The organism is Rhodococcus sp. P14, from assembly GCF_000256505.1.
GTDB lineage: Bacteria > Actinomycetota > Actinomycetes > Mycobacteriales > Mycobacteriaceae > Rhodococcus > Rhodococcus ruber.
Genome location: NZ_AJFC01000364.1, coordinates 1 through 17,414, shown reverse-complemented (window position 1 = coordinate 17,414; position 17,414 = coordinate 1). Strand labels below are relative to the sequence as shown.

The 17,414-nt window shown below is 71.7% G+C and carries 17 protein-coding genes; all 17 read left to right on the top strand.

Features of this window, described 5'->3' with window-relative positions:
• Positions 1-76 precede the first annotated feature (76 nt).
• Positions 77-1,282, top strand: a complete 1,206-nt coding sequence (locus OEY_RS30095; protein ID WP_010596553.1) for a hypothetical protein — start codon at positions 77-79, stop codon at positions 1,280-1,282.
• Entirely contained in the window at positions 1,279-2,268 is a 990-nt protein-coding gene (locus tag OEY_RS0125415; protein WP_010596552.1) for an HAD-IIA family hydrolase, read from the top strand. Before OEY_RS30095 ends, OEY_RS0125415 begins: the two co-directional genes overlap by 4 nt.
• A 109-nt stretch (positions 2,269-2,377) precedes the next feature.
• Positions 2,378-2,545, top strand: a complete 168-nt coding sequence (locus tag OEY_RS30990; protein ID WP_010596551.1) for a hypothetical protein — start codon at positions 2,378-2,380, stop codon at positions 2,543-2,545.
• Between the two features lies 1 nt (position 2,546).
• Positions 2,547-3,371: a TlyA family RNA methyltransferase gene (locus OEY_RS0125405; RefSeq protein ID WP_010596550.1), complete on the top strand. Its 825-nt coding sequence runs from the start codon at positions 2,547-2,549 to the stop codon at positions 3,369-3,371.
• Positions 3,368-4,312: an NAD kinase gene (locus OEY_RS0125400; protein ID WP_010596549.1), complete on the top strand. Its 945-nt coding sequence runs from the start codon at positions 3,368-3,370 to the stop codon at positions 4,310-4,312. The genes OEY_RS0125405 and OEY_RS0125400 overlap by 4 nt, the downstream gene beginning before the upstream one ends.
• Position 4,313: 1 nt before the next feature.
• A complete protein-coding gene (gene recN / locus OEY_RS0125395; RefSeq protein WP_010596548.1) occupies positions 4,314-6,101 on the top strand; it encodes a DNA repair protein RecN in 1,788 nt (595 codons plus the stop codon).
• A gap of 56 nt (positions 6,102-6,157) precedes the next feature.
• Positions 6,158-7,342, top strand: a complete 1,185-nt coding sequence (steA, locus tag OEY_RS0125390; RefSeq protein ID WP_010596547.1) for a putative cytokinetic ring protein SteA — start codon at positions 6,158-6,160, stop codon at positions 7,340-7,342.
• Positions 7,339-8,289: a copper transporter gene (locus OEY_RS0125385; RefSeq protein ID WP_010596546.1), complete on the top strand. Its 951-nt coding sequence runs from the start codon at positions 7,339-7,341 to the stop codon at positions 8,287-8,289. Before steA ends, OEY_RS0125385 begins: the two co-directional genes overlap by 4 nt.
• A 160-nt stretch (positions 8,290-8,449) precedes the next feature.
• Positions 8,450-10,234, top strand: coding sequence for a CTP synthase (locus tag OEY_RS0125380; protein WP_029540230.1), 1,785 nt, complete (start codon positions 8,450-8,452; stop codon positions 10,232-10,234).
• Positions 10,235-10,240: 6 nt separating this feature from the next.
• Positions 10,241-10,867 (top strand): NUDIX domain-containing protein, encoded by a 627-nt coding sequence (locus OEY_RS0125375; RefSeq protein ID WP_010596544.1) that lies wholly within the window; start codon positions 10,241-10,243, stop codon positions 10,865-10,867.
• A gap of 4 nt (positions 10,868-10,871) precedes the next feature.
• The gene (gene xerD, locus OEY_RS0125370; protein WP_010596543.1) at positions 10,872-11,789 is read left to right on the top strand and encodes a site-specific tyrosine recombinase XerD; all 918 of its coding nucleotides are present in this window, start codon (positions 10,872-10,874) and stop codon (positions 11,787-11,789) included.
• A gap of 100 nt (positions 11,790-11,889) precedes the next feature.
• Entirely contained in the window at positions 11,890-12,891 is a 1,002-nt protein-coding gene (locus OEY_RS0125365; protein WP_010596542.1) for a ParA family protein, read from the top strand.
• Positions 12,892-12,894: 3 nt separating this feature from the next.
• Positions 12,895-13,734 carry a segregation and condensation protein A gene (locus OEY_RS0125360; RefSeq protein WP_010596541.1) on the top strand — a complete coding sequence of 280 codons (840 nt, stop codon included), beginning with the start codon at positions 12,895-12,897 and terminating at the stop codon, positions 13,732-13,734.
• A complete protein-coding gene (gene scpB, locus OEY_RS0125355) occupies positions 13,731-14,417 on the top strand; it encodes an SMC-Scp complex subunit ScpB (RefSeq protein ID WP_010596540.1) in 687 nt (228 codons plus the stop codon). Before OEY_RS0125360 ends, scpB begins: the two co-directional genes overlap by 4 nt.
• 12 nt (positions 14,418-14,429) lie before the next feature.
• Entirely contained in the window at positions 14,430-15,461 is a 1,032-nt protein-coding gene (locus OEY_RS0125350) for a pseudouridine synthase (protein ID WP_010596539.1), read from the top strand.
• Between the two features lie 17 nt (positions 15,462-15,478).
• Positions 15,479-16,141: a (d)CMP kinase gene (gene cmk, locus OEY_RS0125345; RefSeq protein ID WP_043805938.1), complete on the top strand. Its 663-nt coding sequence runs from the start codon at positions 15,479-15,481 to the stop codon at positions 16,139-16,141.
• On the top strand, positions 16,138-17,414 hold a 1,277-nt coding region (gene der, locus OEY_RS0125340), incomplete at its 3' end, for a ribosome biogenesis GTPase Der (protein WP_010596537.1). The genes cmk and der, both read left to right, overlap by 4 nt.

Genomic DNA, 17,414 nt, shown 5'->3' with positions numbered 1-17,414 from the left:
CCGCCGAACACCCGTTACCGAGAGGGGACCCACCTGGTGGGTCCCCTCTCGTCGTTTTTCGTGAAAGGATTTTTCTGTGTCCGACAACAATGGTGAGCGTCGATCCTTCCGGGGTGGAGGGTCCACTCCCAGGTCGGGACGCGGAGACAGCGGCGAACGTCGCCAAGGCGGTGATCGGGGTCAGGCCCGCAGCGAGGACCGCCGGCAAGGATTCGCCGGCCGACCGGATCGCCGCGGCGAGGACCGCACGTTCCGCGGGGAACGCCGAAGTGAGGCACCCAAGGGCGCCGGGGACGACTCCCGGGAGGGCGCCCGGTCCGAGCGACCCCGCAGCGACCGCCCGCCGGGAGACCGGCGAGACCGGCCCTACGGTGAACGGCGCGGCGAGCGTCCGCATCGAAGCACGAACGAGGACCGCCGGGACGATCGGCGCACCGGTGACCGGCGTGACGATCGGACCCGGGATGATCGGCGCACCGGCACGTCCCGGGCCGGCCACGGACCCGAACAGCGGGACGGCAACGCCCCGCGCCGCCGCGGCGGCGAAGGCGGCTTCGGCCCGGGCCGGGGTCGGGAAGGCGTTCCCGCTGGACGTCGCGAATCTCGACCGGACGAGCCGGATCTTCCCGAAGACGTCGAGGCGTCGGAGCTCGATCCGACCATCCGCCGGGATCTGCTGAGCCTCGACAAGTCGAACGCCAACGCGGTGGCTCGGCACCTGGTCATGGCCGGCCGCCTCATCGACGACGACCCCCGTGTCGCCCTGGCTCATGCGCGTGCTGCGCGGCAGCGCGCCGGCCGCATCGCCGTGGTCCGGGAGGCAGCGGGCATCACCGCCTACCACGCCGGCGAATGGGCGGAGGCCCTGTCCGAGTTGCGGGCCGCTCGCCGGATGGCCGGTGGACCCGGATTGCTGGCGGTCATGGCGGACTGCGAGCGCGGACTCGGCCGACCGGAACGGGCGATCGAGCTGGGCCGTAGCGACGAGGCTCGGGCGCTGACCGGAGACGAGGCCACCGAACTGCGCATCGTCGTCGCGGGTGCCCGGATGGACCTGGGGCAGTTCGACCAGGCGGTGGTCACCCTGCAGACGCCGGAACTGGACGCCTCGCGCACCGGACCGTCCGCCGCGCGCCTGTTCTACGCGTATGCGGACGCGCTCGTGGCAGCGGGACGTACCGAGGACGGATTGAAGTGGTTCCTCAACGCCGCCGCCGCCGATCTGGAGGGGGACACCGACGCCGAGGAACGCGTCGCCGAGCTCACCGGAGAGGATCTGTGACCGGTACGGGCGCATCGTTGCGGACCCACTACGACGTCCTTCTGCTCGACCTGGACGGCACCGTCTACCGCGGCGCCGAAGCGGTGCCGGGCGCCCGCGAGGCCCTGTCCGAGGGGGCTGAGCGGTTGTTCTACGTCACCAACAACGCGAGCCGCCGCCCCGGTGAGGTCGCCAAACACCTGCGCGAACTCGGTTTCGCGGCCGACGAGTCGAACGTGGTCACCAGCTCCCAGTCCGCGGCCCGGCTGCTGGCGGAGCGGGTTCCGGCCGGCGCGCCGGTGCTGGTGGTCGGCACCGAAGCCCTCGTCGACGAGGTCGCCGGGGTCGGGCTGGTGCCGGTACGCTCCGCCGACGCCGACCCGGTGGCGGTCGTGCAGGGGCATTCCCCGGAAACCGGATGGGCGATTCTCGCCGAGGCGACGCTCGCACTGCGCTCCGGCGCGCTGTGGGTGGCGACGAACATCGACTCGACGCTGCCCACCGAGCGAGGTCTGGTGCTCGGGAACGGTTCCATGGTCGCGGCCCTGCGGTCGGCGACGGGACGTGAGCCGCTGGTGGCCGGCAAACCGGCCGCGCCACTGATCGAGGACGCCGTCGTGCGCAGCGGTGCCTCGCGTCCGCTCGTGGTCGGCGACCGGCTCGACACCGACATCGCCGGCGCGAATGCCGTCGGTGTCGATTCGCTACTGGTGCTGACCGGGGTGAGCACTGTCGCGGACCTGCTCCGGGCCCCGGCGGAGCAACGTCCCACCTATGTTGCGGACTCGCTCGCGAGTCTCGACGGCGAGGCCGCCGAGCTGCGGCCGGGCACGCGCGAGCCCCACGCGGTGTCGTTCGACGGTCGGGACGTGCATCTGGCCCCGCAACCGGCCGCGGACCCGATGGCTGCTCTTCGTGCCGTGCTCGACGTCGCCTGGTCCCATCCCGGCTTCGGTCGGGTCGTGGCGACGGACGACCTGCTGGCGCGGTGGGGAATGCCCCGCTGAGACCGTTCTGCGTGGTGTGCCGGTTCGTCACCGGCATGCACTAGCGTGGTCGATGATGAGCACGTCGATACCACGCCCAGGCGATCACCTTCCAGGCTCCCATCCGGGTATGGATCCTCGGTCGATCCACACCGATGTCGAGGGGCTGCTCACGCGTGCCCGCGACACCGCTGTCGGTGCGGCCGATCCGTCCGAGATCATCCCGCGGCAGGCGCAGCTGCTCGAACAGGCACACGACCTGCTCGTCCAGGCGCTCGCTACCGTGGACAAGATCTGACGTGGCCCGGCGAGCGCGAGTCGACGCGGAGCTGGTCCGTCGGGGCCTCGCCCGGTCCCGCGAGCACGCCGGCGAGCTGATCGCTGCGGGACGGGTCCTCGTCCACGGCACGGTCGCGACGAAGCCTGCGACGCAAGTCGATCCGGGGGCGCCCCTGTTGGTCACCGAGGTCGCCGACGAGGTGGAGTGGGCGTCACGAGGTGCTCACAAGCTGCTCGGCGCCCTCGAGGCGTTCACCGACCGGGGACTTCGGGTCGCCGGCCGGCGGTGTCTCGACGCCGGGGCCTCCACCGGGGGCTTCACGGACGTGCTGTTGCACGAGGGCGCACGGGAAGTCGTCGCCGTCGACGTGGGCTACGGCCAGCTGGTGTGGCGGCTGCAGTCCGACGACCGGGTCCGCGTGATCGATCGAACAAACGTGCGTAACATCGATGCGGACGCGATCGGGGGGCCGGTCGAGCTGGTGGTGGCGGATTTGTCCTTCATCTCGCTGAAGCTGGTGCTTCCGGCGTTCGTGCGGTGCGTGACCGCGGGCGCAGATCTGCTACCCATGGTCAAACCGCAGTTCGAGGTCGGGAAGGAGCGGGTCGGCAGTGGCGGTGTCGTCCGGGCTGCGGCATTGCGGACCGAGGCGGTCCTCGACGTCGCGCGCGAAGCCCAGACTCTCGGGCTGCGTACCCTCGGGGCGGTGGCCAGTCCGCTGCCCGGTCCGTCCGGCAATGTCGAATACTTCCTGTGGCTGCGCGCCGGGGAACCGGGCCCGGCCGAGCCGGACGCGGACGTGGTCGAGCTGGTCGAACGAGCCGTGCAGGAAGGACCCCAGTGACCACAGATAGTGCAGCGCCCGGCCCGGAGCGCGCGACCCGCGAGGTCCTGCTCGTGTCCCACTCGGGACGGGTCGAGATCGCCGCGACGGCGCAGCGCACGGCGAAGATCTTCGGCGAGGCCGGCATCGGGCTGCGGGTGCTCGACGACGAGGTCGCCAGCACCGGTCTGGGTCCCCTGGCCGGACCCGAGGGCCGGGTCCGCATCGTCGAACCCGGACCGGACGCCGCCCGGGGTTGCGAGATGGTGATCGTGCTCGGCGGCGACGGCAGTTTCCTGCGCGCCGCCGAACTGGCCCAGTGCGCGACGGTGCCCGTGCTCGGAATCAACCTGGGACGCATCGGTTTCCTCGCCGAGGCCGAGACCGAGCATCTCGAGGAGGCGCTGGCACAGGTGGTGCGCCGCGAGTACCGGGTCGAGGAGCGGATGACGCTGGACGTCGCGATCCGGGTCGACGACGCGATCGTCGACCGGGGATGGGCGCTCAACGAGGCCAGCCTCGAGAACAAGTCCCGCCTGGGCGTGCTCGAGGTGGTGCTCGAGGTCGACGGTCGGCCGGTGTCGGCGTTCGGATGCGACGGAGTGCTGATCGCCACCCCGACCGGCTCGACCGCCTACGCGTTCTCCGCCGGCGGCCCGATCGTCTGGCCGGAACTCGAAGCGTTGCTGGTGATTCCCAGCAACGCCCACGCTCTGTTCGCCCGGCCCATGGTGACCAGCCCGGAATCGCTGATCGCCGTGGAGACCCTCGCCGGCAGCCACGACGGGCTGGTGTTCTGCGACGGCCGCCGCACCCTCGACCTGCCCGCGGGTGGGCGGCTCGAGGTGGTCCGCGGCAAGCATCCCGTGCGGTGGGTGCGCCTGGACTCGGCGCCGTTCGCCGACCGAATGGTGCGCAAGTTCGATCTTCCGGTGAAGGGCTGGCGGGGAAGGAGACTGTGAGGTGCTTGCCGAGATCCGGATCGACAATCTGGGGGTCATCTCCGAGGCGGGCGCCCAGTTCCACGGCGGTCTGACCGTCCTGACCGGCGAAACCGGAGCCGGCAAGACCATGGTCGTGACCAGCCTGCATCTACTGTCGGGGGTCCGCGCCGACCCTACCCGCGTCCGTGTCGGCGCCGCCCGCGCCGTCGTGGAGGGTCGGTTCTGCATCGACGCCGACGGCGGCTCGGGCGCGGCGGGCGCCGTGCCCAGCCACGTCGAGCGGGAGGTGGCGCGACTGCTCGAGACGACCGGCGCCCAGCGTGACGAGGACGGCAGCATCATCGCGGTCCGCACCGTCGGCAGCGACGGCCGCTCCCGCGCCCACCTCGGCGGTCGCAGTGTCCCGGTGGGGGTGCTCTCGGAGTTCACCGATCCGCTGCTGACCGTGCACGGCCAGAACGATCAGCTGCGGCTGCTGCGACCCGACCAGCAGCGCGCCGCGCTCGACCGGTTCGCCGGCAAGACGATCACGTCGCTGCTGTCGACGTACCAGGAACACCGCCGGCGCTGGCTGGCCGCGCGGGACGAACTACTCGAACGCACCGAGAAGTCCCGCGAACTCGCGCAGGAGGCGGACCGCCTGCGGTTCGCGCTCGACGAGATCGACGCGGTCGACCCGCAGCCGGGGGAGGACACCCGGATCGTGGCCGAGGTGCGCCGGCTCGGCGACCTCGATTCGCTGCGCGACTCCGCCCAGGGCGCACAGGCCGCGCTCGCCGGCGGCGACGACGTGGGCGGCGCGGCGGCGCTGGATCTGCTCGGGGAGTCCCGGGCGCGCCTCGAGGCGGCCGAGGACCCCGCCCTGCGCGAGCTCGGGCCGCGGCTCGACGAGGCCATCGCCGTGGTCACCGACGTCGCGGGCGAGCTGTCCGGGTACCTGTCGGACCTGCCGTCCGATCCGGGTGTCCTCGAGACGTTGCTCGGCCGTCAGGCCGAGCTGAAATCGCTCACCCGCAAGTACGCCGCGGACATCGACGGCGTGCTCGCGTGGGCCCGCGACGCCCGTGATCGGTTGTCGCGGATCGACGTGTCCGCCGATGCGGTCGCCGAGCTCGCCGCACGCGCCGACCGTGAGGCGGCCGCGACCGCCGAAGCCGCCACCGCCCTCACCGCCGCCCGCAGGAAGGCTGCCGACAAGCTCGCCAAGGCGGTGAGCAAGGAGCTCTCCGGCCTGGCGATGGGACGGGCGAGTCTGGACGTGCAGGTGCGGGACCGGGAGGCGGGACCGCAGGACAGCGCACCTCTCGAGGTCGGCGGGCGGTTGCTGCACGCCGGCACGTCGGGTGTCGACGACGTCGAGTTCCGGCTCGCCGCGCACAGCGGCGCCCGGTCCCTGCCGATCGCCCGCAGCGCCTCCGGCGGCGAGCTCTCCCGCGTGATGCTCGCGCTCGAGGTGGTGCTGGCCGGATCCGAGCGCGGCGCCACGATGGTGTTCGACGAGGTCGATGCGGGGGTCGGCGGTCGCGCGGCGGTCGAGATCGGCCGGCGCCTGGCCCGGTTGTCCCGCACGCATCAGGTCATCGTGGTCACCCATCTACCGCAGGTCGCTGCATTCGCCGACACCCATCTCGTCGTCGACAAGGTCGACGACGCGGGCGGCGTCGTCAGCAGCGGGGTGCGCACCCTCACCGAGACCGAACGAGTCGCCGAACTCGCCCGCATGCTCGCCGGTCTCGGCGACACCGAGACGGGCCGGGCCCACGCCGAGGAACTGCTCGCCACCGCGCACGCCGAACGCCGGGGCTGATCCCGCCCCGGCGCGCCTCCGTTGCCCGGCCGCGGCCCGGGTTCATCATCGATGCCATGAAGATGCCGGCGCTGCTGTCACGCAATAACGAAACGTTGCCCGGAGTGAGCGGCATTGCCCGGGTCGACAAGAACCAGACCAAGCTCCTGCGTCGGGTCGGTCCCGGCGACATCGTCGTTCTCGACGCCGTCGACATGGACCGTGTCACTGCCGACGCGCTCGTCGAGGCGGGAGTGACCGCCGTGGTCAACGCCTCGACGTCGATCACCGGCCGCTACCCGAACCTCGGCCCCGAGGTGCTCGTGGCCAACGGCATCGCCCTGATCGACAACACCGGTCCCGAGGTGTTCAAGAAGATCAAGGACGGCGCCAAGGTTCGCCTGCACGAGGGCGGGGTCTATTCCGGGGAGCGGCTGCTGATCCAGGGCGAGGAGCAGACCGAGACCGAGATCTCCGACCGCATGATCGAGGCGAAAACCGGTCTGGTCGACCACCTCGAGGCGTTCTCGGGCAACACCATCGAGTTCATCCGTTCGGAGAGCCCGCTGCTCATCGACGGGGTCGGAGTGCCCGACGTCGACGTGGACCTGCGCGACCGGCACGTGGTGGTGGTCGCGGACGGACCGGACCACGAGCAGGACCTGAAGAATCTCAAACCGTTCATCAAGGAGTACTCGCCGATCCTCGTCGGTGTCGGCACCGGCGCCGACACGCTCGTCCGCGCCGGGTACCGGCCGGATCTGATCGTCGGCGACCCGGACGAGATCGGCACCGAAACCCTCAAGTCCGGCGCCGAGGTGGTGCTGCCGGCCGATCACGACGGTCACGCGCCCGGTCTCGAACGGATCCAGGACCTGGGCATCGGCGCGATGACATTCCCCGCCACCGGCGCCCCCGCCGACCTGGCGCTGCTGCTCGCCGACCACCACGGCGCCGCCCTCGTCGTCACCGTCGGCAGCACCGTCTCGCTCGACGAGTTCTTCGACCAGGGCCGCCGTGACAGCAACCCGTCGGCGTTCATGACCCGGCTGAAGGTGGGCCCGAAACTGGTCGACGCCAAGGCCGTCGCCACCCTCTACCGCAGCCGCGTCTCCGGCGGGGTGATCGCCCTGCTGGTGTTCGCCGCGCTGATCGCCGTGATCGTCGCCCTGATCGTGTCCAACCTCGGCGGCGACGTCGTGGACTGGGCCGTGCAGAGCTGGGACAGCCTCGTGGTGTGGGTGCAGGGGCTGACCGCGTGATCTCGTTGCGTCACCACGCAATCTCGATCGCAGCAGTCTTCCTCGCCCTGGCCGTGGGCATCGCCCTCGGCTCCGGGCTGTTGTCGGACAGCGTCGTCGCCGGCCTGCGCGACGACCGGTCCGAGTTGCAGCGCCGGCTGCAGGACGCCGAGGACCGCACCAACGCGCTCACCGAGCAGCTCAACGCGGCGGACGGCTTCGACGCCGCCGTGTCCGGACGCATCGTGCGCGACACGCTCGCCGGTCGCACGGTGCTCATGATCGCCACCCCCGACACCGACCCGGCGGACCTGGACGCGGTGATCCGCACCGTCGAGGCCGCGGGCGCCGCCGTGACCGGCCGGATCTCGCTGACCGAGTCCTTCGTCGACGCCGCGGGCGCCGACCAGTTGCGCACCACCGTCACCAACGTCGTGCCCGCCGGGGTGCAGTTGCAGACCGGCGCCGTGGACCAGGGCAGCCTGGCCGGCGACCTGCTCGGCGCCGTGCTGCTCGTCGATCCGGCGAACGCGCAACCGCGCAGCACCCCCCAGGAACGCGACCTCGCCCTGTCCACGCTGCGCGGCGGCGGATTCGTCGCATACGACGACGGGACCGTCGAGCCCGCGCAGGCCGCGATCGTCGTCACCGGCGACGGGGAGGCCGGGGCCGAGGCCGGCGGTAACCGCGGCGCGCTGCTGGCCCGCTTCGCCGCCGCGTTCGACTCCCGGGGCGCCGGCACGGTCCTGGCCGGACGGCCCGGCGCCGCCGTCGGCAACGGGGCCGTTGCCGTGGTGCGGGCCGACGCGGCGCTGTCGGCCGGTCTGTCCACGGTCGACACCGTCGACCGCGAATCCGGCCGTATCACCACGGTGCTGGCGCTGCAGGAACAGCTCGCCGGGGTGTCGGGCCGGTACGGAACCGGGCCCAACGCCGGCGCCGTCACCGTCGGAACCGCCGCCCGCTGACGGGGCGCGCCGCGGCGGACGGTGTGATCCCCGTCCGATCCGGGCGAGTCGTGTACGCGGGACCCGCGGCAGGTGTTACCGTGAAGTTCCGTGGGTCGTGCAGGCCCCAGTTGTTCCGTCATCAGTCCGAAGTCCTGCACCAGACGTCACGGGAGCTTCTTTGCCACAGTCACGCCACTCGCGTACCGCCACCAAGCACATCTTCGTCAGCGGGGGTGTCGCCTCCTCGTTGGGCAAGGGGCTGACGGCATCGAGCCTGGGCGCTCTTCTCACCGCGCGCGGAATGCGCGTGACCATGCAGAAGCTCGACCCCTACCTGAATGTCGATCCCGGCACCATGAACCCCTTCCAGCACGGCGAGGTCTTCGTCACCGAGGACGGCGCCGAAACCGACCTGGACGTGGGCCACTACGAACGCTTCCTCGACCGCGATCTCAACGCCGCCGCCAACGTCACCACCGGCCAGATCTACTCCACGGTCATCGCCAAGGAGCGGCGCGGCGAGTACCTCGGCGACACCGTCCAGGTGATCCCGCACATCACCGACGAGATCAAGAACCGGATCATGGCGATGGCCGGCCCCGACAAGGACGGCAACGTTCCCGACGTGGTCATCACCGAGATCGGGGGAACCGTCGGCGACATCGAGTCCCAGCCCTTCCTCGAAGCGGCTCGCCAGGTCCGCCACGACGTCGGTCGCGGCAACGTCTTCTTCCTGCACGTCTCCCTCGTGCCCTACCTGGCCCCGTCGGGTGAGCTGAAGACCAAGCCCACCCAGCACTCGGTGGCGGCGCTGCGCAACATCGGCATCCAGCCCGACGCGCTGGTGCTGCGCTGCGATCGGGAGGTCCCCGCCGCCCTCAAGGCGAAGATCGCGCTGATGTGCGACGTGGACGTCGACGGCTGCATCTCCTGCCCCGACGCCCCGTCGATCTACGACATCCCCAAGGTCCTGCACCGCGAAGGCCTGGACGCCTACGTCGTCCGCCAGCTCGGCCTGCCGTTCCGCGACGTGGACTGGACCGTGTGGGGTGATCTGCTCGACCGGGTGCACCAGCCCCGCGAGACCGTGCGGGTCGCCCTCGTCGGCAAGTACGTCGACCTGCCCGACGCCTACCTGTCGGTCACCGAGGCGTTGCGGGCCGGTGGGTTCGCACACCGCGCCAAGGTCGACATCCGCTGGGTGCCCTCCGACGACTGCGAAACCGAGGCCGGCGCCCAGGCCGCGCTCGGCGACGTGGACGCGGTCCTGATCCCCGGCGGCTTCGGCATCCGCGGCATCGAAGGCAAACTCGGCGCGATCCGCTACGCCCGCACCCGCAAGATCCCGCTGCTCGGCCTGTGCCTGGGCCTGCAGTGCGTGGTCATCGAAGCGGCCCGCTCGGTCGGCATCGCCGACGCGAACTCCGCCGAATTCGACCCCGACACCACCCACCCGGTGATCTCCACGATGGCCGATCAGGAGCAGGCCGTCGCGGGAGAAGCCGACCTGGGCGGCACGATGCGGCTCGGCTCCTACCCGGCCGTGCTCACCAAGGGCTCGGTCGTCGCGCGTGCCTACGGCAGCGAACGGGTCTCCGAACGGCATCGCCACCGCTACGAGGTCAACAACGCCTACCGCGACCGGATCGCCAAGTCGGGCCTGACCTTCTCGGGCACCTCCCCGGACGGGCATCTCGTCGAGTTCGTCGAATACCCCGCCGACGTGCACCCGTTCTTCGTGGCCACCCAGGCGCATCCCGAGCTCAAGAGCCGCCCCACCCGGCCGCACCCGCTGTTCTCCGCATTCGTCGCGGCCGCGCTGCGGTACAAGCCCGCGGAGCGGCTGCCGGTGGACGTGCACGGCGACGACGCCGACCACGCCCTGGTCGACGGCGGCGCCGCGGCGCCGACCGTGTCCGAGGACGCCACCGTGTCCGAGAACGCCACCGCCGGCGGCAAGTAGCCGACCGTGACGCAGCGACACGAGTTCCGGACACTGTCCACACGCCGGATCCACACCGGCGCCATCGTGTCGCTGCGCGTGGACCGGGTCGCCATGCCCGACGGGCACGAGGCCGAGCGGGAGGTGGTCGAACACCACGGCGCCGTCGCGATCGCCGCGGTCGACGCACAGGATCGGCTGATCCTCATCCACCAGTACCGCCACCCGCTCGGCCACCGCCTCTGGGAGCTGCCCGCCGGGCTGCTCGACGCGCCCGGCGAGGACCCGCTCGACGCGGCCCGCCGGGAACTCACCGAAGAGACCGGCCTGGCCGCCGCCCGCTGGGACCTGCTCGTCGACCTCGCCCTGTCCCCGGGGTTCACCGACGAGGCCGTGCGCGTATACGCGGCCCGGGACCTGTCCACCGCCGACCGGCCCGACCCCGAACACGAGGAGGCGGACCTCGAGATCTGCCGGGTCCCCGTCGACGAGGCCGTCGCCATGGTGCTCGGCGGACAGATCGTCAACGCCACCGCGGTCGCCGGAATCCTCGCTCTCGCCGCCACCCGCCGCGACGGGGCCCTGCGTCCCGCCGACGCCGAGTGGCCCGACCGGCCCCGCGCCCTGCTGCGCACCAAGAGCCTCGGGAACTGACGCCGTGCTGGCCCGACAGCTCGACGCCTACCTCGACCACCTCACCGTCGAACGCGGGGCCGCCCCCAACACCCTCGCCTCCTACCGCCGCGACCTCACCCGATACCTCGAACACCTCACCGACCTCGGCATCGCCGACCTCGCCGAGGTGCGCGAGGAACACGTCGGCGACTTCGTCACCGCGCTGCGCCGCGGCGACCCCGAACGCGGCAGGCCCGCCCTCGCCGCGAGCTCCGCCGCCCGAGCCCTCGTCGCCGTGCGCGGCCTGCACCGCTTCGCCACCACCGAAGGCCGCACCCCCGTCGACGTCGCCCGCGCCGTCAAACCCCCCGCCGCGGGCCGGCGCCTGCCGAAGGCCCTGCCGGTCGCCGACGTATCGGCCATCCTCGACGCCGCAGGCACCGGTGCCGACGGACCCCGGGACCTGCGCGACCGGGCGCTGCTCGAACTGCTGTACTCCACCGGCGCGCGCATCTCCGAGGCCGTCGGCCTCGACGTCGACGACCTCGACACCACCCACCGGTCGGTGCTGCTGCGCGGCAAGGGCGGCAAGCAACGCGTCGTACCGGTCGGCCGCCCCGCCCTGGCCGCCGTCGACGCCTATCTGGTCCGCGGCCGTCCCGCCCTGGCCACCGGACACACCCCGGCCCTGTTCCTCAACGCCCGAGGGGGCCGACTGTCCCGGCAGAGCGCCTGGCAGGTACTGCAGACCGCCGCCGGCCGGGCCGGAATCACCGCCGCCGTCTCCCCGCACACCCTGCGCCACTCCTTCGCCACCCACCTCCTCGACGGCGGCGCCGACGTGCGGGTGGTGCAGGAACTCCTCGGCCACGCCTCGGTGACCACCACCCAGATCTACACGCAGGTCACAGCCGGTGCGCTGCGCGAAGTATGGGCCGGGGCCCACCCCCGCGCCCGGTAGCCACCACGGCGGCAGGGCGTGTCCACGGCGCCATCGCACCATCCGAAGCGGTAGCGTTGACCCGACAGCCGAGCGAGCAGGACAGGGGGAGCAGGGGACAGTGGCGACACCACAACCGCCCGCAGCGGACACAGCGCCCGCGGCGGACACAGCGCCCGCCGCGAACACAGCGCCGGCCTCGCAGCACGCCCTGCTCCACGGCCGCCCCGACGTCGACGCGGCCCACACCGACCCGGACCCCACCCACACCGCGGAACCCGAAGCCGAACTCGGCCCCACCGGACGACCCCGCCGGTACGTCCCGGAACCGCAGCCGCTGCCCGGTCACGGACCCGCGAAGATCATCGCGATGTGCAACCAGAAGGGCGGGGTCGGCAAGACCACCTCCACCATCAACCTCGGCGCCTCCCTCGCCGAATACGGCCGTCGCGTCCTGCTCGTCGACCTCGACCCCCAGGGCGCCCTGTCCGCCGGACTCGGCGTCGCCCACCACGACCTCGACCTGACCGTGCACAACCTGCTCGTCGAACGCGGAATCTCCGTCGACGACGTCCTACTGCACACCCGGGTCGAAGGACTGGACCTGCTGCCGAGCAACATCGACCTGTCCGCCGCCGAAATCCAGCTCGTCTCCGAGGTCGGCCGCGAACAAGCCCTCGGCCGAGCCCTGTACCCCGTCCTCGACCGCTACGACTACATCCTCGTCGACTGCCAGCCGTCCCTCGGCCTGCTCACCGTCAACGCCCTCGCCTGCGCCGACGCGGTCATCATCCCGATGGAATGCGAGTACTTCAGCCTGCGCGGACTGGCCCTGCTCAACGACACCGTCGACAAGGTGCGCGACCGGCTCAACCCCAAGCTCAGCCTCGCCGGGATCCTCGTGACCATGTTCGACTCCCGCACCCTGCACGCCCGCGAGGTGATGTCCCGCGTCGTCGAGGTCTTCGGCGACCTCGTCTACGACAGCGTCATCGCCCGCACCGTCCGGTTCCCCGAAACCAGCGTCGCCGGTGAACCCATCACCACCTGGGCGCCGAAATCCGCCGGCGCCGAGTCCTACCGGGCCCTGGCCCGCGAAGTGATCCACCGCTCCGGCCGATAACCCGTGACCGTGGACAACCCAGGCCCGACCCCACCGGATCCGGCCCAGCCCGCCGCGACCCCCGCGGGATTCCAAGTACGACTGCGCAACTTCGAAGGCCCCTTCGACCTGCTGCTCACCCTGATCTCCCAGCACCGCCTCGACGTCACCGAAGTCGCCCTGCACGAGGTCACCGACGAATTCATCGCCTACACCCGCGCCCTCGGCCCCCGGATGGGGCTCGACCAGACCACCGAATTCCTCGTCGTCGCCGCCACCCTGCTCGACCTCAAGGCCGCTCGCCTCCTGCCCTCGGGCGACGTCGACGACCCCGAGGACCTCGCCCTGCTCGAGGCCCGCGACCTGCTCTTCGCCCGCCTGCTTCAGTACCGCGCCTTCAAACAGATCGCCGACCGGTTCGCCGAGTTCGAAGCCGCCGCCCTGCGCCGCTACCCCCGCACGGTCGCACTCGAACCGCAGTACGAAAACCTGCTGCCCGAGGTCGTCCTCGGCGTCGACGCGACCCGGTTCGCCGAGATCGCCGCCGCCGCCTTCCGGCCCAAACCGCCCCCGCGCGTCGGCCTCGACCACCTCCACACCCCCCGCGTCTCCGTCCCGGAACAGGCCGCCCGCCTGCTCACCCTGCTGCGCGCCCTCGGCGCCGGCACCTGGGCCACCTTCGGTCACCTCGTCGCCGAATGCGACAACGGCCTCCAGGTCGTCGCCCGGTTCCTCGCACTGCTCGAGCTCTACCGCGAACGAGCCGTCACCTTCGACCAACCCGAACCGCTCGGACCGCTGCACGTGGCCTGGACCGGTGAGAACGACGACACCGTCACCACATTCGAGGAGGACTACGGGTGAGCAGCGCCACACCGGACCCCGATGCGCACGGACTCGACGCGGAACTGCTCGAGATGAGCGACGACGAACTCGCCGCCGCCCTCGAAGCACTGCTGCTCGTCGTCGACACCCCCGCACCCAACGCCCAGCTCGCCGACGCGATCGGCGTCACCGCCACCCGCGTCGAGACCACCCTGCACCGCATGGCCGCCGACCTCGACGCGCGCGGCTCCGGCATCGACCTGCGCTACGCCGGCGACGGCTGGCGCTTCTACACCCGCCGCGACTACGCCCCCTACGTCGAACGACTCCTGCAGGGCGGCGCCCGCACCAAACTCACCCGCGCCGCCCTCGAGACCCTCGCCGTCGTCGCCTACCGCCAGCCCGTCACCCGCGCCCGCGTCAGCGCGGTGCGCGGCGTCAACGTCGACGGCGTCATGCGCACCCTCCTCGCCCGCGACCTGATCGCCGAGGACGGCACCGACCCCGAGACCGGCGGCACCCGCTACGTCACCACCGAACTGTTCCTCGAACGCCTCGGACTGGCCTCCCTGCACGATCTGCCGCCGCTCGCGCCACTGCTCCCGGACGTCGATGTGATCGACGACATCAGCGAAAGTCTCGAGGCCGACCCACGATTTGCGAGAATGGGAAGGAACCCGCGCACCGAGGTCCCCTCGCCCGCGCCGTTCGATCCCGATTGAGACAGGAAAAAAGTGCACAAGCCCGCTCGCCGTGATGGCACACCGGACCGCAGAAAGACCAACTCCCGCGCAGGGAACCCACCCCGCGTACGCCGGGGCGAACCCGCCGCCCGCGCGGCCACATCGAAGCCCGCCGCCGGCGCGGCCACACCGAAGAAGGCACACCGCAAGGGCGACACCCCGCTCAACAAGCGCGGCCGTCCCGCCGCCCCCAAGCCCCAGGCCCAGCGCCCCGCGGCCCTGCCCAAGATCAGCAACGCCAGACCCGCCCGGCACCAGCACGCTGCCGAACGCCCGCAACTGCCCGCCGGCGAAGGCGTGCGCCTGCAGAAGGTCCTCGCCCAGGCCGGAGTCGCGTCCCGCCGGGCCGCCGAAGAACTCATCGCCGCCGGCCGCGTCGAGGTCGACGGCGCCATCGTCACCGAGCAGGGCCTGCGCGTGGACCCCGAGAACGCCGTGATCCGCGTCGACGGCATCCGCGTCGTCGTCGACAAGGACCTCGTCCACCTCGTGCTCAACAAGCCCCGCGGCTGGCAGTCCACCATGTCCGACGACCTCGGCCGCCCCTGCGTCGGCGACATCGTCTCCGAACGCGTCGCCGCCGGCCAGCGCCTCTTCCACGTCGGCCGGCTCGACGCCGACACCGAAGGACTGCTGCTGCTCACCAACGACGGTGAACTCGCCCACCGGCTCATGCACCCCTCCTACGAGGTGACCAAGACCTACCTCGCCACGGTCAAGGGCGTCCTTCCGCGCGGCATCGGCAAGCAGCTGCGCGCCGGCGTCGAACTCGACGACGGCCCCGCCAAGGTCGACTCCTTCGCGCTCCTCCAGGTCAACGAGGGCCAATCCCTGGTCCGCCTCGAACTGCACGAAGGCCGCAAGCACATCGTGCGCCGGTTGCTCGACGCCGTCGGCCACCCCGTGATCCGCCTCGTGCGCACCGACATCGGCCCCGTCGCGCTCGGCGACCAGCGACCCGGCACCCTGCGGGTGCTCGGCCGCAAGGAAGTCGGCAGCCTCTACCAGGCGGTGGGCCTGTGAGCTCGCTCGTCGTCGCCATGGACGGTCCCTCGGGCACCGGCAAGTCCACCGTCTCCAAGCGACTCGCCCAGCTCCTCGGCGCGGCCTACCTGGACACCGGCGCCATGTACCGCGTCGCGACCCTGCACGTGCTGCGTGCCGGGGCGGACCTGTCCGATCCGGCCGCCATCGCCGCCGCCACCGCGTCCCTGCCCTGGTCGATCGGGACCGACCCGGAGGCCGAGGACATCCGGCTCGCCGGGGAGGACGTCCGCGAGATCATCCGCGGCGCGGAGGTCACCGGCGCGGTCTCGGCCGTGTCCGCCGTCCCCGCCGTCCGCCGGACCCTCGTCGTAGCGCAGCAGCGTCTCGGCCGCGACGCGGGGCACATCGTCGTCGAGGGCCGCGACATCGGCACCGTCGTCTTTCCCGACGCGGATGTGAAGATCTACCTCACCGCCTCCGCCGAGGCGCGGGCACAGCGGCGCAACCAGCAGAACATCGCCGAAGGCCGCGGCGACAACTACGAGGCGGTGCTCGCCGCGGTGCAGCGCCGCGACCACCTCGACTCCACCCGCGCGGTGTCCCCGCTGCGCGCGGCGGACGACGCGATCGTCGTCGACACGAGCGAGATGGACATCGACGAAGTGATCGCCGCGCTCGCCGCCGTGGTCGCCGAACAGACGGGAGCGACCCTGTGAGCGAGGACGTGACGGAATTCACCGGCGACGGTACCTGGTCGGAGGAATCGGACTGGGACCTCGAGCTCGCCGGGGCCGCCGAACTCGAAGAGTTCGTGCCCGTGCCGACGGTCGCCGTGGTCGGACGCCCCAACGTCGGCAAGTCCACCCTGGTCAACCGCATCATCGGCCGCCGCGAAGCGGTCGTCGAGGACGTGCCGGGCGTGACCCGCGACCGCGTCTCGTACGAGGCCACCTGGAACGGCCGCCGATTCATGGTGCAGGACACCGGGGGATGGGAACCCGACGCCAAGGGCCTGCAACAATCCGTCGCGCGACAGGCAGAGATCGCGATGCGCACGGCCGACGCGATCCTGATCGTCGTCGACGCCACCGTCGGGGCCACCGCCGTCGACGAGGCCGTGGCCAAGGTGCTGCGCCGGTCCAAGACGCCGGTGCTGCTCGTCGCGAACAAGGTCGACGACGACCGCGTCGAGTCGGAGGCGGCGGCACTGTGGTCGCTGGGCCTGGGGCAGCCGTACTCGGTCTCGGCCACCCACGGTCGAGGCACCGGCGACCTGCTCGACGAACTACTCGCGGTGCTGCCGCGCACCCCGCGTGAAGGCACCGGGGGACAGGGGCCACGTCGCGTCGCACTGGTCGGCAAACCGAACGTCGGCAAGTCCAGCCTGCTCAACAAGCTGGCCGGCGACGAACGATCCGTGGTCCACAACGTCGCAGGCACGACGGTCGACCCGGTGGACTCCCTCGTCGAACTCGGCGGCAAGACCTGGCGGTTCGTGGACACCGCCGGTCTGCGCAAACGCGTCAACACCGCCTCCGGCGCCGAGTTCTACGCCTCGTTGCGCACCCGCGGCGCCATCGAGGCCGCCGAGGTCGCGGTGTTGCTGATCGACGCCTCCGAACCCATCACCGAGCAGGATCAGCGGGTGATCTCGATGGTCGCCGACGCCGGCCGCGCCCTCGTCATCGCATTCAACAAGTGGGACCTCGTGGACGAGGACCGACGTTACGAGCTGAGCCGGGAAATCGAACGCGACCTGCTGCGCGTGCCGTGGGCGGCGCGCGTGAACATCTCCGCGAAGACCGGCCGCGCCGTGCAGAAGCTCGTGCCGGCCATGGAGACCGCCCTCGAGTCCTGGGACAAGCGCATCTCCACCGGCCGTCTCAACACCTGGCTCAAGGAGGTCATCGCCGCTACTCCGCCGCCCATGCGCGGCGGCCGCCTGCCCCGGGTACTGTTCGCCACCCAGGCCGGCACCCGACCGCCGAC